Below are 14,802 nucleotides of genomic sequence, written 5' to 3' on the forward strand. Positions count from 1 at the left end.
CATGACGACGACGAGCAACGCCGCCCCCGCCGCCCCCGTGCTGACCCGCCACGCCGGGGCCGAGACCTGCGCCGACCCGAGCAGCACCATGACCCTGCTCGCCGACTCGGCGCACACCGAGGGCGGGTTCACCAGCTACCGCTCCACCTTCGCCGAGGGCGCCGTCGGGGCCCCCGCGCACTTCCACACCCGGGCGTGGGAGCTGTTCTTCGTCATCGGCGGCTCGCTGCAGGTGCTGGTCGGCGAGGAGGTCACGATCCTGGGCGAGGGCGACTTCCTCGCCGTGCCGCCGCACACCCCGCACGCCTTCGCCGCCGCCCCGGGCGCCGAGGCCGACGTCCTGTTCGTGTTCACCCCGGGCCTGGACCGCTTCGACTACCTGCGCCTGCTGGGCCGCGTCATGCGCGGCGAGACCGACCCGGGCGCGATCGCCGCCTCCGCCGGGCGCTTCGACAACCACTACGTCGACAGCCCCGCCTGGCGCGCCGCCCTCGACCGGAGCGCCGCCCGCGCCTGAGGCCCCGCCCCCTAGAAACCGCCCTGCCCCGCCCGGGGCCCGTGACGGCCGTTCCCGGCGGGCCGGTGCGGGCCGGGTGTGGAACGGTGGAAGCCGGGGGTGTCCTGGTTGCGAGAGGAGTGGCCATGTCGTCGAAGCGTCGCCGCAAGAAGAAGGCCCGGGCCCGGCGCGGGGCCAACCACGGCCGCCGGCCCCAGTGCTGAGCGCCTGAACCGTGCGTGCGGCCGGGGCGCCGCCCCCGGCCGCACCGGCCGCTCAGCCCGGTTCGCGCCCGCGCCCGCGCCCGCGCCCGCGCCCGCGCCCGCGCGGCACGGCGTGGTACGTGCAGGTGTCCGTCCAGTCGCGGCCGAAGGTGAGCACCAGCACCGGGCCCCGCCCCTCGGCGCGGGCGGCGCGCAGCAGCGCGGCCGGGTCGCCGTCCGGCGGGATCTGCTCGTGCCGGAAGCGCACGTCGCTGCCCGGGCGCGGCCAGCGCGGGTCCGGGCGGGGGATGCCGGGCAGGTCCCAGACCAGGGTGGCGTCGGCGGTGGACAGGCTCGGGCCGGGCATCCGCCGGCCGTCGGGGAAGAGGCCGCGGTCGCGGTGGTAGCGCAGCGCGTAGGCGACCGTGCCCGGCGAGTACGGCGGTTCGTCGCCCCAGGTGTTCGGGAAGCCCCAGTCGGCCAGGCCCGCCGCCTCGATCCTGGGCAGGACGGCGGTGATGTCCTCGCCGGTGGCGAAGTAGGCGGCGGCGCTCATCCGGCAGACCAGCACGCCGCGGCCCTCGGCGGTGGTGGTGAGCAGGCCGAGCGAGGAGGGGCGGTCGCAGTGGTCGGCGACGCGGGTCAGCAGGTGCGTCACGCCCTCCACCGCGGCCAGGCCCTCGACCAGCCGGCGGATCCGCTCGCGCTCGGCGGCCCGCAGCGCCTCGACCCGCGGCGAGGAGGCCAGGGCGCGCAGCCGGCGGGTGGTGGGCAGACGGGCGCGCAGCGCGTCCCGGGCCCGTACGGGCTGGGCCAGCAGCATGCCGAGCAGGTACTCGAAGCCGTTCACCGGGCGGGGTCCTCTCGGGCCGGGGAAATGCAGAGAGACCGCTCGGGCCGCTGGGGCCGGGCGGTCTCTGCTGTTCGGACGGGCCCATGCGCCAACACGGCCCGCTGCCGGTGTTCCCGAAAATTTGGAGTAGACAGCGCCCCCGGGTTCCTGACCCGCAGGTCTGGATGACGCTGCTGCACATCGTCACATTCAGCCAGGACGGCTACAAGGGCGAGTTGCACAAAAATGCATCAAATTCCGGTTTCGAGTTCCTGAACTGCACTGATGCCAGAGGGTTGTGACGAGATTGCGGGCCGGGCCCGGGATTCTGGCGCATCAATCTTCGCGATGTTCACCGAACCGATTGGGAATCACCCGTACGCCTGACAGAGTGTTGCGCGAAACGGGTTCCTCGCGTGACGCCAACCACCGAAGTGCCCGTCCGTTGGAGTAGACGGTGATATAGGAGGTCCTCGATGACGAGGAAGCGGAAGAAGAAGCGTGCCCCCGCCCACTGCGCCGCCGGCCACCCGGCGCCGCCGCGACCGGGCCTGCCCTGGCCGTCCGGCCCCGTGCGGACGGCCGTGGTCGTCGTCGTGGTCGTCGTGGCCGCCGCCCTGGTGAGGACGGGCATGTCGGCGGGAGCGGCACTCGAACTGGCCACCGGCGGGCTGCTGTTGAACGCCAGGCTCCAGCAGGGGCGGGCCTAGAAGGAACGCCGGACCGCGATGGGACGCCAGGAGAAACCGATCGCGGCGACCGAGCCGGCCCTGGGCCGACTCGCCGCGTTGCTGCGCGAGCAGCGTGAAGAGGCGGGGCTGACCTACCGTCAGCTCGCCGACCGGACCAACTACCACCCGACCACCCTGCAACGGGCCACCAGCGGCCGGACCATGCCGAACTGGGAGGTCGTCGAGGCCCTCACCCGGGCCTGCGACGGCGACCTCAAGAAGGCCCGCCGCAAGTGGACCCAAGCCAACTACTGGGCCCACGTCCCGCGCCCCTCCGGGACCCAGCGCCGGGCGCCCCGACGGCTCAACCCCGAGCAGGTCGACTCCCTCGCCGACCTGCGACGGGCGATGCACGAGATGCGGCGCAAGGCCGACTGGCCCTCCCTGGAGGAGCTGGACCGCCGGGCCCGGGCCGGGGGAGGGCGCCTGCCCTCCAGCACCCTGGCGCTGGTCCTCAGGGGTGAGGCCCCGCTGCGCAAGGCGGTGTTCCTCACCTACATGGAGGTCTGCGGGGTCAAGGAGGCCCGCCGCGCACTGTGGGCGGCGGCCTGGGAGCGGACGAACAACGCCCGCACCCCGGCACCGGTCAACTCCCGCACGTACCAGCGGGAGTTCACCCGGGCCATGCAGTCCTCCAGCAGCGGCACCTCGACGGACATCCTGTTCAAACTGTGGGTGACCCTGCGCAACAGCCTGGCCGCCGACCGCGCCGAGGACGCCGGCCACCCCGGCCACCCCGCCGCGACCGGCCGCGACGGCACCGGCGACAGCCCGCCGGTACTCGTGTGACCCGGTCCGCGGACGGGAACGCGCCACCAGCGCCCCGTCCGCGGACCAGCACCCACCCGCGCCACCTCGGGAATCAACCATGCCGACACCACCACGACAGCCGACCACCACGACCACGACCATCACCACGACCACCGCCACCGGACCGGCGCTGGGCCTGTGGGCGCTGTACGACCTCCACCTGCGCCACTACCTCGACTACGCCGCCCTGCTGCTCCCCGCGGCCGACGCCCCGCTGGCCGTCCAGGGCGCCTTCGACGACCTCAGCGGCCACTGGCTCGACGCCCTGGCCACCGCCAGCCCGGCCGCCTGCGCCTGGCAGGCGGTCCGCCGACGCGTCTGCGCCCTGGCCGGCCCGCGCCCGCTCGGCCCGGTCGCCCACCTCACCGCCCCCCAGCAGGACGTCCTGCTGCTGCACCTGGTCCTCGACCTGCCCGCCGCCGAGGTCGCGGCCCTGACCGGCACCGAACCGGGCGCCGTCCACGTGCAGTTGCGCTCGCTGGCGGCCGTCCGCCGGTAGCCGCCGCCGCCCCGGCCCGCTCCCGTCGTTCCACCGGCCGGGCTGCCCCCGGCCGGTCCGGCGGCTCATCGCGCGGGGCTCGCGACCGGGTCGGGGTCGGGAGCGGCGGGGGAGGGGACGGCGGCGCGGGCACGGGCCCGGACCTCGGCGACGGCCGGGCAGGTGGCGTAGACGCGGGTGAGGTGGGCCAGGTGGTCGGCCTCGGACTCCAGGTCCTGTCCCAGGGCGTGCGGCGGTTCGGCCGCCGGGGCGGTGCGCGGGGTGTCGGGGTTGGGCCGGGCGCCGGCGGCCGCGCGTTCCAGCGCGGCGGCCAGCGCGGCGGCCTCGGCGGTGGCGCCGGCCCGGGCGGCGGACGGGGGGAAGCGCGAGGCGGCGGCGGCGAGCCACCGCGGGGTCCGCGGGTCGAGGTGCTGGCGCAGGATCAGCCGGGCGTCGTGGATCTCGATGATCCGCCGGTACAGGGCGAACTGCGGGTCGCGCGGCGGCAGCAGCGGCAGGCGGCTGGCCGGGGCGAGCGCGATCTCCGGCAGCACGGTGTGCAGGTCCCGCCAGAGCGGGGCCAGCGCCCGGTAGCGGCGGTGGGCGCGCAGCCAGCCGCGGACGGCGGCGTGCGCGGCCGGCCACACCGTGGTGCCCAGGCCCGCCGCGAGCAGCGCCACGCACAGCAGGCCCAGGACGCCGCACAGGGCGTCCTCGGCGCCGGCCTGGGTGCCGGTGGCCGCCGCCTGGACGACGTCGTCGACGCCCCAGGCGTTCCACAGCAGGCCCGCGACCAGGCTCAGCGTGAGCAGCCGCAGCCCGCTGCGCTGGCGCCCGGGCGCGGCGGCGCGGGCGAGCCGGGCGAGCTGGCGCAGCAGGGCGGTGAGGCAGTAGGCGAGGTAGAGCACGCCGGCGGCGGTGTACCCGGCCAGTGCCAGACGGGCGCCGGTGGAGGGCGCGGCGGTGAGGTCGGAGGCATCCAGGCCCGGCGCGGCGGCGACGAACAGGACCGCCCGCACCCCCAGGACGCCGGCCAGCAGGGCGAGCTGGCGCCGCACCGCGCGGCGGGGAAGGTCGGGCGTGTCTGACAATTCCCGCCGGGCGCACGACGCCGGGCATCCCGCCTGGACGCACCGGCGAAACGCCCAAGTACGGCCCAGTACGAGGACGCTTCGCCGGCACGCCCGGCCGGGCGCCCACCGCCGCGCGCTGATCCGCCGCGAATTGTCAGACACGCCCTCGGGATCGCGCAGGACGCCGGCCAGCAGCCGGATCGCGCAGGCCGCGCCGATGCGCAGTACGTCGCCGAGCAGGACGGGCACGGCGGGCGCGATCCCGAGCCGGTGCAGCCGGTCGGCGGCCTGGACGGTGGGCGGGGCGAGCAGCAGCAGGGCGGCGGCGAGCAGCGCGGTGGCGTAGCAGCTGTAGCGGGCGATGGCGCGCGGGTTGGTCCGGCGGCCGCGGGCGAAGTGGCAGGCGCTCAGGGCGAAGAACAGCGCGACGCCGTAGAGGACGAGGCCGCTCACGGACGCCCCGCCGCCCGGCCGTCGGCGGGTCCGGGCTCGCCGGTGAGCAGGGCGTCCAGGACGTCCAGCGAGTCCGGGTGCGGGGCGGGGCCGGGCGGGTGCGCGGCGTCGGCCTTGGCGGCCCGGCTGAGGATGAGGGAGGCCAGCAGCTCGGCCTCGCGTTCCTGGGGCTCGTCGTAGCCGGTGCGCCCGAGCACCCGCCGGACCAGGTCGGGGGACAGGTGCGGCAGGAGGTCCGCGGCCGGGCCGAGCGGCGCGGAGCCGGCGTGGTCCAGGAGCAGGTGGGCGATCTCGTGGACCAGGATGTGCCGGCGGTGCAGCGCGCTGGTGTCGGCGGTGTACAGGATGTAGTCCGCCTCCCGGGTGGACACCAGCAGCCCGCAGGGCGCGTTGGGCCGGGCGGCCACCGGCAGCAGGTCGATCGGCCGCCCCCGCCGGCGGGCGATTTGCTCCAGTAGCACGGTGGTGTCGAACGGGCTCGGCAGTTCCAGCTGTTCGGCCATCCGCCGGCAGCGGCGCAGCGCCGATCGGTAGCACCTGTCGTCCCGCACGCTGTGTTCCCCTTCTCGATCAGCGGCCCCGTTCCCCCCGATCTCCCGACCGCCGTGGCTCCGCCTCCGTGCCTGGCCCCCGCCTTGGCCCCCGTCTTCGTAGCCCCCCGCGCCCCGTCCGCCCCGGACCCCGTCCGCCCCGCCCGCGGCCACGCCCCCGCCCCCGCCGCCGGCGTCAGGGCGCCGGGTTCCGGCGGGCCGCGTCCCGGCGGGCGATGACGTCGATCAGCTCGCTGACCGTGTCCAGGCCCTCGGAGGAGAGGCCGACCGCGCGCAGCGCCAGGCTGCGCACGCCCGCGTCGCGCAGCGCGCCGAGCAGCGCGAGCTCCTTGGCGATCTCCGCGCCCTGCCGCTCGTCGAAGAAGTACGCGGGCGGGACCTGGAAGAACTGGGCGAGCGCCTCCAGGTGGCGCTTGGTCGGGTTGTCCCGGCGCCCGGTGCGCAGCTGCCACAGGTAGGTGGTGGAGAACGACTCCCCGGTCGCCTCGCGGCAGGCCCGGGCCACCTCTTCGTTGGTGTACTGCTCGCGGTCGGGTCTGCGGACGGTGTGGAACAGCGCCTCGATCCTGGCCGCGAGCCCGGACAGTTCCACCGGTCCGTCCTCCCGGTTCGATTCCGCCATGGCCCGCCCTCCTCACCGGGGCCCCGCACGTCTCCTCCTGGCGGGCGGGCAGGGCCGGCCAGGTCACGATAACCCAACGGCATCAGCTGGCGTGGATCACAAGATACCGCCGATCAACGTCAGTTGACCCCTCCGTCGGCGGCTGACATCCTGGACCGCGGGCGAACCGGTCGAACTGACTGACCATCAAGTCCGTTCGTGTTAAAGACATTTGACGTTTCCCCCGGATCGGCCGAACGATCTCGGCAGGCCGGTAGTGTGACCGACTCCCCTGGGACCGCCAGGCATCGACGCCCGAGACGGGACCGGCCGGACCGGCCGGCCCCACCGACGGCACGACGTGGGAAGGGGGCGCCCGTGAACACGGCGCCGCGACACCAGACGGTGCGGCTGGGCTTCCTGTGGCGAGCCGCCGGCGCCCCCGTCGGCTGCGTGCTCGCCCTGGCGATGGGCGTCGCGCTCGCCGACAGCGGGGACGCAGGCCGGATGGGAGCCGTCCCCGCGCTGCTGCTGTCGAGCGCGGCCGTCCTGGGCGTGGCCCTGCCCGTCCCGTACGGCTTCTGGCTGCGCGCCGACGACCACGGCCTCACCCTCGTACGGGCGTTCGTCCCGCGCCGCTACCGGTGGCGGGACATCCAGGGGCTCACGATGGACGCCGGGCAGGACGCCGACTCCGGCGCCCACCGGCTCGTCCTGCTGCTGCGCCTGACCCCGGCACCCCGCCGGACCGCCCGCGCCGCCCGCATCGCCCGCGCCGCACACCTGCACGGGCCGGTCCTCGGCATCCTGGGCACCACCCGCGACGGGCTGCCGCGCGGCACCGAACCCCGCCGCCTCGCCGAACTGTTCGACCTGCTCCGGCGCCACGGCGTCCCCTTCGACGACCGCCGCTACGCCGACCTCGTCCTCACCGCGCACGGCTACCCGGCGCTCGCCCACACCGCCCCCGGCGCGTCCCTCTCCGCTCGGCCCGCCGCCCGCCCCGACGCCGCCTGAGCCGGGACCGAACCGGGCCCGCGCAGCCCGCCCCGGCCGGCCCGGCCCTTTGAGCCGTCCACCGCTGAGCGCCCACCGCTGAGCCGCCCACCGCCCCGCAGCCGTTGACCCCGACGGAAGCGCGCCCGCCCGGACGGCGCGCCAGGACGTCAGGAGAGCGGCGATGCTCAGGTTCCACGGCGCATGGCGGATCACCGTGGTCGGCAAGAACGCCAGCTTCGACCAGCGCGCGGTGGTGCGCGGCCCCTACGGCACCCGGACGCTGCCCGGCCGGGTCGGCGCCACCCTGGAAGTCGACGAGGACAGCTGGACGCTGACCCTGGAACACCACCTGTGGGGCCGCAGCTGGCAGCCGAACCTGCGCGTCACCCCCGGGCCCGTCACCGAACGCGACGGCGTCCGCAGCCGCCTGCTGACCAGCAACGACTGCCACTGGCCCGACAAGCCCCTGGACTACGTCAACTTCGTCGTCCGCCTCGACCAGAGCCTCGCCCCGGCCCCCGTCCTCGCCCCCGTCCGGGCCGTGCGCCCCGCCGACTCCCTGCAGCCCTCCGCGCCCCGGGCCATCCGCACCTCCTCCGGCGACGTCGGCGACTTCGGCGCGCCCGCCCCCCGGCCCGCGGCCACTCCCGCGCCCAGGCCGGCGCAGGCCCCGGGCACCAACGCCCGGCCCGCCGCGACCCCCTGGTAGCCCGCCCCCGGGCCCGGGGGACAACCCCCGGGCCCGGCGGCCCGCTGCCCGGATGGCCCGGACGGGCGCCGCAGGGTTGGCTGGACGCATCCGAACCAACCGATCCGAAAGGCCGTCACCCGTGCTCCTGCGCAAGACCGTCCGCCGCCGCGCCGCCCGCGCCACCGCCGTCGCCGCCCTCGCCGCCGCCCTGGGCACCACCGCCATGACCGGCAGCGCCCAGGCGATCGTCAACGGCCACGACTCCACCGAGCGCTACCCGTTCATGGCCACGATCCCGATGAGCGCCAAGCAGATAGCCGACGGCACCTGCGGCGCCACCCTGATCGACCCCCAGTGGGTCCTCACCGCCGCCCACTGCGTCCAGGGCTACCCGGGCAGCGAGCTGACGCTCGACGGCACCGTGCGCATCGGCAGCGCGCACCGCAAGAGCGGCGGCACCGTCCGGGCCATCACCCGCACCGTGGTCCACCCCGGCTTCAGCTTCGGCGACGGCCAGACCCGCCCCAACTACGACGACCTCGCCCTGGTGCGCCTGGACCGCCCCGTCGCCCAGCGGCCCCTCCCCGTCGCCCAGCGCCCCGGCCCGCCCGGCACCCCGACCCGGCTGCTCGGCTTCGGCACCGTCGTCGACACCCCCAAGTTCGAGGAGATGGTCTTCCCCGACCGCCTCCAGGAACTCGACACCCGCCGCGGCGCCGTGGCCGACTGCGCCCCCGGCTACGCCGGCCCCACCCGCCTGTGCACGACCAGCCCCACCCCGAAGGCCATGGCCTGCTTCGGTGACTCCGGCGGCCCGCAGATCCAGCGCGGCCGCGGCGGCCGCTGGGAGCTCATCGGCACCACCTCCGGCCCCGGCGCCCCGGGCGTGCCCTGCTCCGAAGGCCCGGGCCTGTACACCGACGTGCGCGCCTACGCCGACTGGATCCGGGCCACCATCGCCGCCGGCTGACCCGGCTGACCCGGCTGACCCGGCTGACCCGGCTGACCTGCCTTCGCCTGACTGACTGACCGGCCGATCCGGCCGATCCGGCCGATCCGGCCGACCGCCTGACCCCGGTGGCCGGATACGCCGGCCGACCCGACGGTAAAGTCCCAGGTGAGCACCGTCGCGCCCGAGGAGACCCCGCCATGCCGACCGACCCCGCCACCGGAGCCGCCGCCGACCGCCCGCCGATCGCGCGGTACGGCCTGGGCACCGCAGCCGTCGGCCGGCCCGGCTACATCACCCTCGGGCGTGACGGCGACCTGCCCGCCGAACGCACCGTCGAGGCGCTGCGCGACCGCACCCACGCCCTGCTCGACGCCGCCTACACCGCGGGCGTGCGCTACCTCGACACCGCCCGCTCCTACGGCCGCGCCGAGGAGTTCGTCGCCCAGTGGCTCGCCGAACACCCCGCGGCCGCGGCCGAGATGACGGTCGGCAGCAAGTGGGGCTACACCTACACGGCGGGCTGGCAGACCACCGGGGTGGCCGCGCACGAGGTCAAGGAGCACTCCACGGCGGTGTTCGACCGCCAGCTCCACGAGACCCGCTCCCTGCTGGGCCCGCACCTGGACGTCTACCTGGTCCACTCCGTCACCCCCGACAGCCCCGCCCTGACCGACACCGCCCTGCACGCCCGCCTGGCCGACCTGGCCGGGCAGGGCGTGCGGGTCGGCCTGTCCACCAGCGGCCCGGCCCAGGCGGACACCATCCGCGCCGCCCTGGCCGCCACCGTGGACGGCCGCCCGCTGTTCACCGCCGTCCAGGCCACCTGGAACCTCCTCGAACCCTCCGCCGCCCCCGCCCTGGCCGACGCCCACGCCGCCGGCTGGCTGGTCGTCGTCAAGGAGGGCATGGCCAACGGCCGCCTCGCCGGGCGCAACGCCACCGGGGACGACACCGCCGCACTGCGCGCCCTCGCCGCCCGCACCGGCGCGCCCCTCGACGCCCTCGCCCTGGCCGCGGCCGCCGCCCAGCCCTGGGCCGACCTCGTCCTGTCCGGCGCGGCGACCGTCGACCAGCTCGCCTCCAACCTCACCGCCGCCACCCTGTACCCCGACCCCGACGACCTGGCCGCGCTCGCCACCCTGGCCGAACCCGCCCCGGAGTACTGGCGCACCCGCGCCGCCCTGCCCTGGTCCTGAACCGCCCCCGCCGCACCGCGGGCCCGAACCCCGCCGCCCGAACCCCCGTGTCAGTGACCGCCCCTACGGTGGCCGCATGACCTCGGACCTGTCCCGTCTCCTGCCCGCCACCCTCCCGCCCGGCCGCCTGGTCGGCGGCGAGGACGGGCCGGAGCCGCTGCTGTGGATCAGCGACGCCCCCGCCCCCGCCGGCCTGTGGCAGCAACTCCACCGCGCCCACCCGCAGTCCGGCCTGTGGCCGTTGCTGCTCGTCCCCCTCGGCGACGGCGCCGACTACCGCCCCTGGCTGTCCGGCGAACTCTTCCCGGCCTCCGCCTCCGACCCCACCCTCTACGACCCCGACGCCCTGCTGCGCCGCTGGTGGCAGCAACTCGGCGGCACCGACGAGGACGCGCCCGAGAGCCCGCCCGAGAGCCCGCCCGAGGGCCCGTTCGAAGCCGAGGACGCCGCCGAACTCCACGCCGCCCTGGCCCCCTTCGGCCCCGCCTGGCCCGGCACCGCCCCCGCCGCCGCCGTCCCCGACGGAGCCCCCGGCATCGAAGCCCGCGGCCTGGCCGACGTGCTGCTGTCCGTACGGGACGCGCGCCTGGGCCTGGTCGAGGCGGGCAGCGGCGCCGAGGCGCTGGCCGCCTGCGGCTGGAGCGGCCCGCTCAACCACGAGGACGACACCGCCAAGATCGCCGCCGTGCTCGCCGACTGGGAACGCCGCTTCGGCGCCCAGGTCGTCCAAGTCGGTTTCGACACGCTGGAGTTGAGCGTCGCCGTCCCGCCCGCCACGCTCGCCGAGGCCCTTCCGCTGGCCGCCGAGCACACCGCCTTCTGCCCCGACCTCGTCTTCCAGGGCGCCGGCACTCTGGCCGCCTACGCCGAACGCCTCGTCGCCGCCCACCAGTGGTCGTTCTGGTGGGACTGACCCGGCACCCGTTCCCGCCACCGAGTCCGGATCCACCGGACCAGTACGGCTGAAGGGGCTGGACTATCCGTTGTGCGCTTCGAGCTCGGTCGTCGGCGCCCGTCGGGTGGCCGCCCACGACGCCAGGAGCGCCAGATTGTCAGCGGTCGGTGTGCCCGCGGGTGCGGTGTAGACGTTGAGGTGCAGGCCGGGTTCGGCGGGCAGTCCCAGGGACTCGACGTCCAAGTCGAGCCGGCCCGCGATCGGATGGCGCACACGCTTGCGGCCGGACCGGTGCAGCCGCACGTCCTGAGATGCCCACCGTTGCCGGAACAGCTCACTGGACGTCGACAGTTCGCCGACCAGGGTGATCAGCTCCTCGTCGTGCGGATCGCGGCCGGCTTCCATGCGCAGCTTCGCGGCCACGCCACCGGCAATGTGGTCGTAGTCGACAAAGAAATCCCTGGCCGCCTCGGGGTTCAGATAGACGAACCGCGCGGTGTTCGCGGGCCGTCGCGCGTCGGCCAGCACCGGTGAATACAGCGCGCGAGCGAGTTGGTTCGTGGCGAGCACGTCGTAACGGCCGTTACCGATCCAGGCCGGCGCATCGGAGATCGCGTCGAGCACCTGCTGCAGCGTCGAGCGCACCGTCACGGCAGGCCTGCGCCGGCGTGGGCCGCTGGGCGCCGTGGACTGGCGCGCGAGGTGGAACAGGTGGTCGCGCTCGGCCTCGTCGAGTTGCAGGGCGGAGGCCAGCGCGCCGAGCACGCCATCGGAGGCACCGGCGAGGCGGCCGCGCTCCATGCGCACGTAGTAGTCGACCGATACCCCCGCCAGTAGCGCCACCTCCTCGCGGCGCAGACCCTTGACCCGACGGTTGCCGCCGTAAGCGGGCAGGCCCGCCTGCGCGGGTGCGATGCGGGCGCGACGCGAGCTGAGGAACTCCCGGATCTCGGTGCGCAGATCCATCGCGGCCATCCCCTCACCGTAAGCCGGTCCCGCAGTCTAAGGGGTGCCCGATGCGGTCGTCGCGATGCCGCCGTCCACCGGGATGACGGTGCCCGTGAGGTAGGACCCGGCCCGGCTGGCGAGAAACACGGCGACACCCGCCATGTCGTCGTCGCGGCCGATCCGGCGCAGAGGGGCCGCCGCCGCGATCGTGTCACCGACGGCATCGAGCGTGGACGCCGTCATCCGCGACGGGAACACTCCCGGTGCTACCGCGTTCACCGTGACGTGCTGTGGGCCCAGTTCCCTGGCAAGCACCCTGGTGAGTTGATGGAGTGCCGCTTTGCTGCTGGCGTACGAGTAGTTGGGCGACTGGGCGACGTGGATGGCGGCGATACTGCCGATGTTGATGATCCGCGCGGGATCATCGGCGGTGCCCGCCCTGCGAAGTGCGGGGAGCAGCGCCTGCACCAGCCAGAACGGCGACTTGAGGTTGAGGTCGATCACCGCGTCCCAGGCCTCGTCCGGGAACGTCGCCAGCGGCTCGCGCCACATCGCTCCCGCGTTGTTGACAAGGATGTCCAGGCGTTCCGAGCCGACCTGGACAAGATCGGCGAGGCGCTGACACTCGTCGTGCCTGGACAGGTCGGCGGGGATTGCTCGAACGTCGCCGAATTCGGACAGCAGATGCTGTGCCTCCGCGCACGCGTCTGCCTTGCGCGAGCTGATGACGACGCGGGCGCCCGCCTGGAGAAGGCCGCGCGCTATCATCAGCCCGATTCCCCTGGTGCCGCCGGTGACAAGGGCGTACTTCCCACTCAGATCGAAAAGTTCCGCGTGAGTGGTGAATTGGTTGTCCGCCATTGGTCTCCGTCTGTTCTGTCGTGGAAGAATTCGCCGACACGGTCGCGCATTCGGGGCAGCTGAATTGAACCGATGGGGTTGAAGCTGCGGTGTGTGTCCATGGTGACAGGCGTTTTGAACGTCTGGGAGACCCTGGTGATACAGGTACTGTGAGAGCCCCCCTCGCCTGATGCGCTGACCCCGGCACCCGCTCCCACCGCCGAGTTCGGGGCCGTCGAGGGCATCGAGCCACCGCAGGCCGTGCCCCGCCAGGCTCGCCCACCGTCTGGGCAGAGGTGGCTCAGCGTCGGCTCGTCATCCAGAGCGACACCGTCAGGCGCCGCCGCCCCGGCCCGGGTCGGCGGCGCCATCGAGCGGCATCAGTTGGTGCCGAATTCTCCCGTGCGGACGGCGGTGACGAAGGCCTGCCAGGCGGCGGAGGGGAAGACGAGGGCCGGGCCGTGGGGGTCCTTGGAGTCACGCACGGGCATGACGCTCGGGAAGCCGGGCGCGATCTCGATGCACTGACCCCCGTCGGTGCTGTGGGAGGACTTGACCCAGTGGGCAGAGGACAGATCGGGGCGGAAGCTCATGGTGCCAGTTCCTTCCGGATGCTCGGGGTCCCGGGTTGTGCGGCGCAGCCATCGCGGATGGCTGCGCCGCGCAGGTGGATCAGTTGGTGCTGAACTCCCCGGCTCGGATGGCGGTGATGAATGCCTGCCAAGCGGCTGGTGGGAAGTTAAGGCGGGGGCCGTCGGGGTCCTTGCTGTCCCGAACCCGACCAGGGTGCGCGTCATCCACTTCGACGCAGGCGCCACCATCGTTATTGCTATGGCTGCTCTTTCGCCAGCTCTCGTGATGGTTCGCTCGCACGGCCGTACTCCTTTGAGATGCGCCTGATCATCGCCCGGGAGTCCCGGGGCGACGGGGCCAGGGCCCTCAGCAGATCGTATGACCTCCGGCGGGCGGCCACACCCTCGACATCTTCGATGAGTTCGCCACTACGGGCCCCCTCTTCCCAAGCCACCATCGGACGGCCCGGTACCGAATAGAGAAAGAGCGACCCTCCCATCTCGGCATGGACTCCTGCTGCGAATGGCAGAACCTGCACGGTGATGTGCGATCTCTGGTCTGACGCGATGGCATCGAGTTGTCGTCTCATCACCGTTGCGTCCCCGACCGGCCGTCGGAGAGTCGACTCATCGAGGATGAACCAGCAATGCGGATGAGTCGGCGAGACCAACCGTTTCTGGCGGTTGAGGCGTGCTGACACCAGTGCGTCGAGTTCCTGCGGGGTGGCATACGGATGACCCGCGAGAAGTGAGAGTCGTGCGACCTCAGGGGTCTGTAGGAGCCCTGGAATGGTGGCAGCAGAGAACTCTTCGATGGTTTCCGCCTTGGTCTCGATCTCGGACCAACGGCGGTACTTGCCGGGAAAATTCTCCTTCTTGGCGAGTATGTAGATGCGGCCGAAGAGTCCGTTGGTGCCGAACGCGGCATCGAGTTTGGCCGGAAGGTCCGGCGGTGGCATCGACTCGGCGCGCTCGATCCTGGCCAGGTGCCCCTTCGAGAAGCAGCCGAGGATCTCGGTCAGTTGATCAAGCGACATGGAGCCGGCGAGCTCTCGGTGATTGCGCATCTCCCAGCCGAACAGGTCGCGGGCCGAGCGCCCCGGATCCAACTTATTGGGTTTGAAGGCCATGGAGCCCCTCCAATGTGTCCAACCACAACGTGGCACACGTCCACGCTGGTCAGCCTAGCTGCGGCGAGTAACGATTGAGGTGCAGAAAGTGAAGTCGATCGTGAATCGGCTCGCGGGACTGCAGATTCGCGTGGAAGGCGATCAGTCATGACCATGAAGTCACCCCAGCCTGCCAAGCTCCACGGCTACGGCGTGCGCTGGGACACCGAGACCCGCCTCTACCGGGTCCGGCACGAGCTCACCGGGGATTGGCTGCGCCAACCGGACGGTGAGCTCGGCGGGTTCGGCTCCTTCTCCGAGGCCTGGAGTGCCTGGCGCGTCTTCGAGGTCCACAAGCGGCCGGGGGAGTGA

The 14,802-nt window shown here is 73.9% G+C and carries 20 protein-coding genes; 11 read left to right on the forward strand and 9 right to left on the reverse strand.

All coding sequences use genetic code 11. The annotated features are described in order from the left end of the window. The first annotated feature begins 1 nt into the window (after position 1). Positions 2 to 517 (forward strand): cupin domain-containing protein, encoded by a 516-nt coding sequence (locus ACIO9K_RS29605; RefSeq protein ID WP_400334550.1) that lies wholly within the window; start codon positions 2 to 4, stop codon positions 515 to 517. Positions 518 to 772: 255 nt separating this feature from the next. On the opposite strand, the gene ACIO9K_RS29610 is transcribed toward ACIO9K_RS29605, so the two are convergent. Then, on the reverse strand, positions 773 to 1,549 hold the full coding sequence (locus tag ACIO9K_RS29610) for a hypothetical protein (protein WP_400334552.1): 777 nt from the start codon (positions 1,547 to 1,549) through the stop codon (positions 773 to 775). A gap of 86 nt (positions 1,550 to 1,635) precedes the next feature. On the opposite strand from ACIO9K_RS29610, the gene ACIO9K_RS29615 reads away from it, so the two are divergent. From ACIO9K_RS29615 to ACIO9K_RS29630, 4 genes are all read left to right on the forward strand, one after another. Continuing rightward, positions 1,636 to 1,833: a hypothetical protein gene (locus tag ACIO9K_RS29615; RefSeq protein ID WP_363624055.1), complete on the forward strand. Its 198-nt coding sequence runs from the start codon at positions 1,636 to 1,638 to the stop codon at positions 1,831 to 1,833. 174 nt (positions 1,834 to 2,007) lie between these two features. Then, positions 2,008 to 2,241, forward strand: coding sequence for a hypothetical protein (locus ACIO9K_RS29620; RefSeq protein ID WP_363376012.1), 234 nt, complete (start codon positions 2,008 to 2,010; stop codon positions 2,239 to 2,241). Positions 2,242 to 2,259: 18 nt separating this feature from the next. Continuing rightward, the gene (locus ACIO9K_RS29625) at positions 2,260 to 3,051 is read left to right on the forward strand and encodes a helix-turn-helix domain-containing protein (RefSeq protein ID WP_400334555.1); all 792 of its coding nucleotides are present in this window, start codon (positions 2,260 to 2,262) and stop codon (positions 3,049 to 3,051) included. A gap of 79 nt (positions 3,052 to 3,130) precedes the next feature. Continuing rightward, complete coding sequence (locus ACIO9K_RS29630; protein WP_363624061.1) at positions 3,131 to 3,571, forward strand: sigma factor-like helix-turn-helix DNA-binding protein; 441 nt, start codon at positions 3,131 to 3,133, stop codon at positions 3,569 to 3,571. A 65-nt stretch (positions 3,572 to 3,636) separates the two neighbouring features. On the opposite strand, the gene ACIO9K_RS29635 is transcribed toward ACIO9K_RS29630, so the two are convergent. From ACIO9K_RS29635 to ACIO9K_RS29645, 3 genes are all read right to left on the reverse strand, one after another. Then, positions 3,637 to 5,076: an MAB_1171c family putative transporter gene (locus tag ACIO9K_RS29635; protein WP_400334557.1), complete on the reverse strand. Its 1,440-nt coding sequence runs from the start codon at positions 5,074 to 5,076 to the stop codon at positions 3,637 to 3,639. Then, positions 5,073 to 5,627, reverse strand: coding sequence for a ParH-like protein (locus ACIO9K_RS29640; protein WP_400334559.1), 555 nt, complete (start codon positions 5,625 to 5,627; stop codon positions 5,073 to 5,075). Before ACIO9K_RS29640 ends, ACIO9K_RS29635 begins: the two co-directional genes overlap by 4 nt. Positions 5,628 to 5,802: 175 nt before the next feature. Beyond that, positions 5,803 to 6,249, reverse strand: a complete 447-nt coding sequence (locus ACIO9K_RS29645) for an XRE family transcriptional regulator (protein WP_363586798.1) — start codon at positions 6,247 to 6,249, stop codon at positions 5,803 to 5,805. Positions 6,250 to 6,606: 357 nt separating this feature from the next. Here ACIO9K_RS29645 and ACIO9K_RS29650 point away from each other — a divergent pair, with 357 nt between their 5' ends. From ACIO9K_RS29650 to ACIO9K_RS29670, 5 genes are all read left to right on the forward strand, one after another. Continuing rightward, positions 6,607 to 7,245 (forward strand): PH domain-containing protein, encoded by a 639-nt coding sequence (locus ACIO9K_RS29650; RefSeq protein ID WP_363624065.1) that lies wholly within the window; start codon positions 6,607 to 6,609, stop codon positions 7,243 to 7,245. A gap of 163 nt (positions 7,246 to 7,408) precedes the next feature. After that, positions 7,409 to 7,936, forward strand: coding sequence for a hypothetical protein (locus tag ACIO9K_RS29655; RefSeq protein ID WP_363624067.1), 528 nt, complete (start codon positions 7,409 to 7,411; stop codon positions 7,934 to 7,936). A 52-nt stretch (positions 7,937 to 7,988) separates the two neighbouring features. Then, on the forward strand, positions 7,989 to 8,888 hold the full coding sequence (locus ACIO9K_RS29660) for a S1 family peptidase (RefSeq protein WP_400334561.1): 900 nt from the start codon (positions 7,989 to 7,991) through the stop codon (positions 8,886 to 8,888). 179 nt (positions 8,889 to 9,067) lie between these two features. Next, entirely contained in the window at positions 9,068 to 10,066 is a 999-nt protein-coding gene (locus tag ACIO9K_RS29665; protein WP_400334563.1) for an aldo/keto reductase, read from the forward strand. 76 nt (positions 10,067 to 10,142) lie between these two features. Beyond that, positions 10,143 to 10,979 carry a DUF4253 domain-containing protein gene (locus tag ACIO9K_RS29670; protein WP_400334565.1) on the forward strand — a complete coding sequence of 279 codons (837 nt, stop codon included), beginning with the start codon at positions 10,143 to 10,145 and terminating at the stop codon, positions 10,977 to 10,979. 63 nt (positions 10,980 to 11,042) lie between these two features. On the opposite strand, the gene ACIO9K_RS29675 is transcribed toward ACIO9K_RS29670, so the two are convergent. From ACIO9K_RS29675 to ACIO9K_RS29695, 5 genes are all read right to left on the reverse strand, one after another. Beyond that, the gene (locus tag ACIO9K_RS29675; RefSeq protein ID WP_400334567.1) at positions 11,043 to 11,936 is read right to left on the reverse strand and encodes a helix-turn-helix transcriptional regulator; all 894 of its coding nucleotides are present in this window, start codon (positions 11,934 to 11,936) and stop codon (positions 11,043 to 11,045) included. A gap of 27 nt (positions 11,937 to 11,963) precedes the next feature. Then, on the reverse strand, positions 11,964 to 12,770 hold the full coding sequence (locus tag ACIO9K_RS29680; RefSeq protein ID WP_363586804.1) for an SDR family oxidoreductase: 807 nt from the start codon (positions 12,768 to 12,770) through the stop codon (positions 11,964 to 11,966). A 359-nt stretch (positions 12,771 to 13,129) separates the two neighbouring features. Continuing rightward, complete coding sequence (locus tag ACIO9K_RS29685) at positions 13,130 to 13,342, reverse strand: DUF397 domain-containing protein (RefSeq protein WP_400334569.1); 213 nt, start codon at positions 13,340 to 13,342, stop codon at positions 13,130 to 13,132. A gap of 79 nt (positions 13,343 to 13,421) precedes the next feature. Next, on the reverse strand, positions 13,422 to 13,622 hold the full coding sequence (locus ACIO9K_RS29690; RefSeq protein WP_380493475.1) for a DUF397 domain-containing protein: 201 nt from the start codon (positions 13,620 to 13,622) through the stop codon (positions 13,422 to 13,424). Then, the gene (locus ACIO9K_RS29695; protein WP_363624078.1) at positions 13,579 to 14,451 is read right to left on the reverse strand and encodes a helix-turn-helix transcriptional regulator; all 873 of its coding nucleotides are present in this window, start codon (positions 14,449 to 14,451) and stop codon (positions 13,579 to 13,581) included. The genes ACIO9K_RS29690 and ACIO9K_RS29695 overlap by 44 nt, the downstream gene beginning before the upstream one ends. A gap of 147 nt (positions 14,452 to 14,598) precedes the next feature. Here ACIO9K_RS29695 and ACIO9K_RS29700 point away from each other — a divergent pair, with 147 nt between their 5' ends. Further along, entirely contained in the window at positions 14,599 to 14,802 is a 204-nt protein-coding gene (locus tag ACIO9K_RS29700; protein ID WP_400334572.1) for a hypothetical protein, read from the forward strand.

It is taken from the genome of Kitasatospora sp. NPDC087271 (genome assembly GCF_044744605.1).
Taxonomy (GTDB): Bacteria; Actinomycetota; Actinomycetes; order Streptomycetales; family Streptomycetaceae; genus Kitasatospora.

Coding starts and splice junctions, on each gene's coding strand:
- ACIO9K_RS29685 (WP_400334569.1), bottom strand. CDS start 13,342: ATGAGCTTCCGCCCCGATCTGTCCTCTGCCCACTGGGTCAAGTCCTCC.
- ACIO9K_RS29655 (WP_363624067.1), top strand. CDS start 7,409: ATGCTCAGGTTCCACGGCGCATGGCGGATCACCGTGGTCGGCAAGAAC.
- ACIO9K_RS29630 (WP_363624061.1), top strand. CDS start 3,131: ATGCCGACACCACCACGACAGCCGACCACCACGACCACGACCATCACC.
- ACIO9K_RS29680 (WP_363586804.1), bottom strand. CDS start 12,770: ATGGCGGACAACCAATTCACCACTCACGCGGAACTTTTCGATCTGAGT.
- ACIO9K_RS29615 (WP_363624055.1), top strand. CDS start 1,636: ATGCGCCAACACGGCCCGCTGCCGGTGTTCCCGAAAATTTGGAGTAGA.
- ACIO9K_RS29700 (WP_400334572.1), top strand. CDS start 14,599: ATGACCATGAAGTCACCCCAGCCTGCCAAGCTCCACGGCTACGGCGTG.
- ACIO9K_RS29605 (WP_400334550.1), top strand. CDS start 2: ATGACGACGACGAGCAACGCCGCCCCCGCCGCCCCCGTGCTGACCCGC.
- ACIO9K_RS29695 (WP_363624078.1), bottom strand. CDS start 14,451: ATGGCCTTCAAACCCAATAAGTTGGATCCGGGGCGCTCGGCCCGCGAC.
- ACIO9K_RS29625 (WP_400334555.1), top strand. CDS start 2,260: ATGGGACGCCAGGAGAAACCGATCGCGGCGACCGAGCCGGCCCTGGGC.
- ACIO9K_RS29620 (WP_363376012.1), top strand. CDS start 2,008: ATGACGAGGAAGCGGAAGAAGAAGCGTGCCCCCGCCCACTGCGCCGCC.
- ACIO9K_RS29665 (WP_400334563.1), top strand. CDS start 9,068: ATGCCGACCGACCCCGCCACCGGAGCCGCCGCCGACCGCCCGCCGATC.
- ACIO9K_RS29645 (WP_363586798.1), bottom strand. CDS start 6,249: ATGGCGGAATCGAACCGGGAGGACGGACCGGTGGAACTGTCCGGGCTC.
- ACIO9K_RS29660 (WP_400334561.1), top strand. CDS start 7,989: ATGGCCCGGACGGGCGCCGCAGGGTTGGCTGGACGCATCCGAACCAAC.
- ACIO9K_RS29670 (WP_400334565.1), top strand. CDS start 10,143: ATGACCTCGGACCTGTCCCGTCTCCTGCCCGCCACCCTCCCGCCCGGC.
- ACIO9K_RS29675 (WP_400334567.1), bottom strand. CDS start 11,936: ATGGCCGCGATGGATCTGCGCACCGAGATCCGGGAGTTCCTCAGCTCG.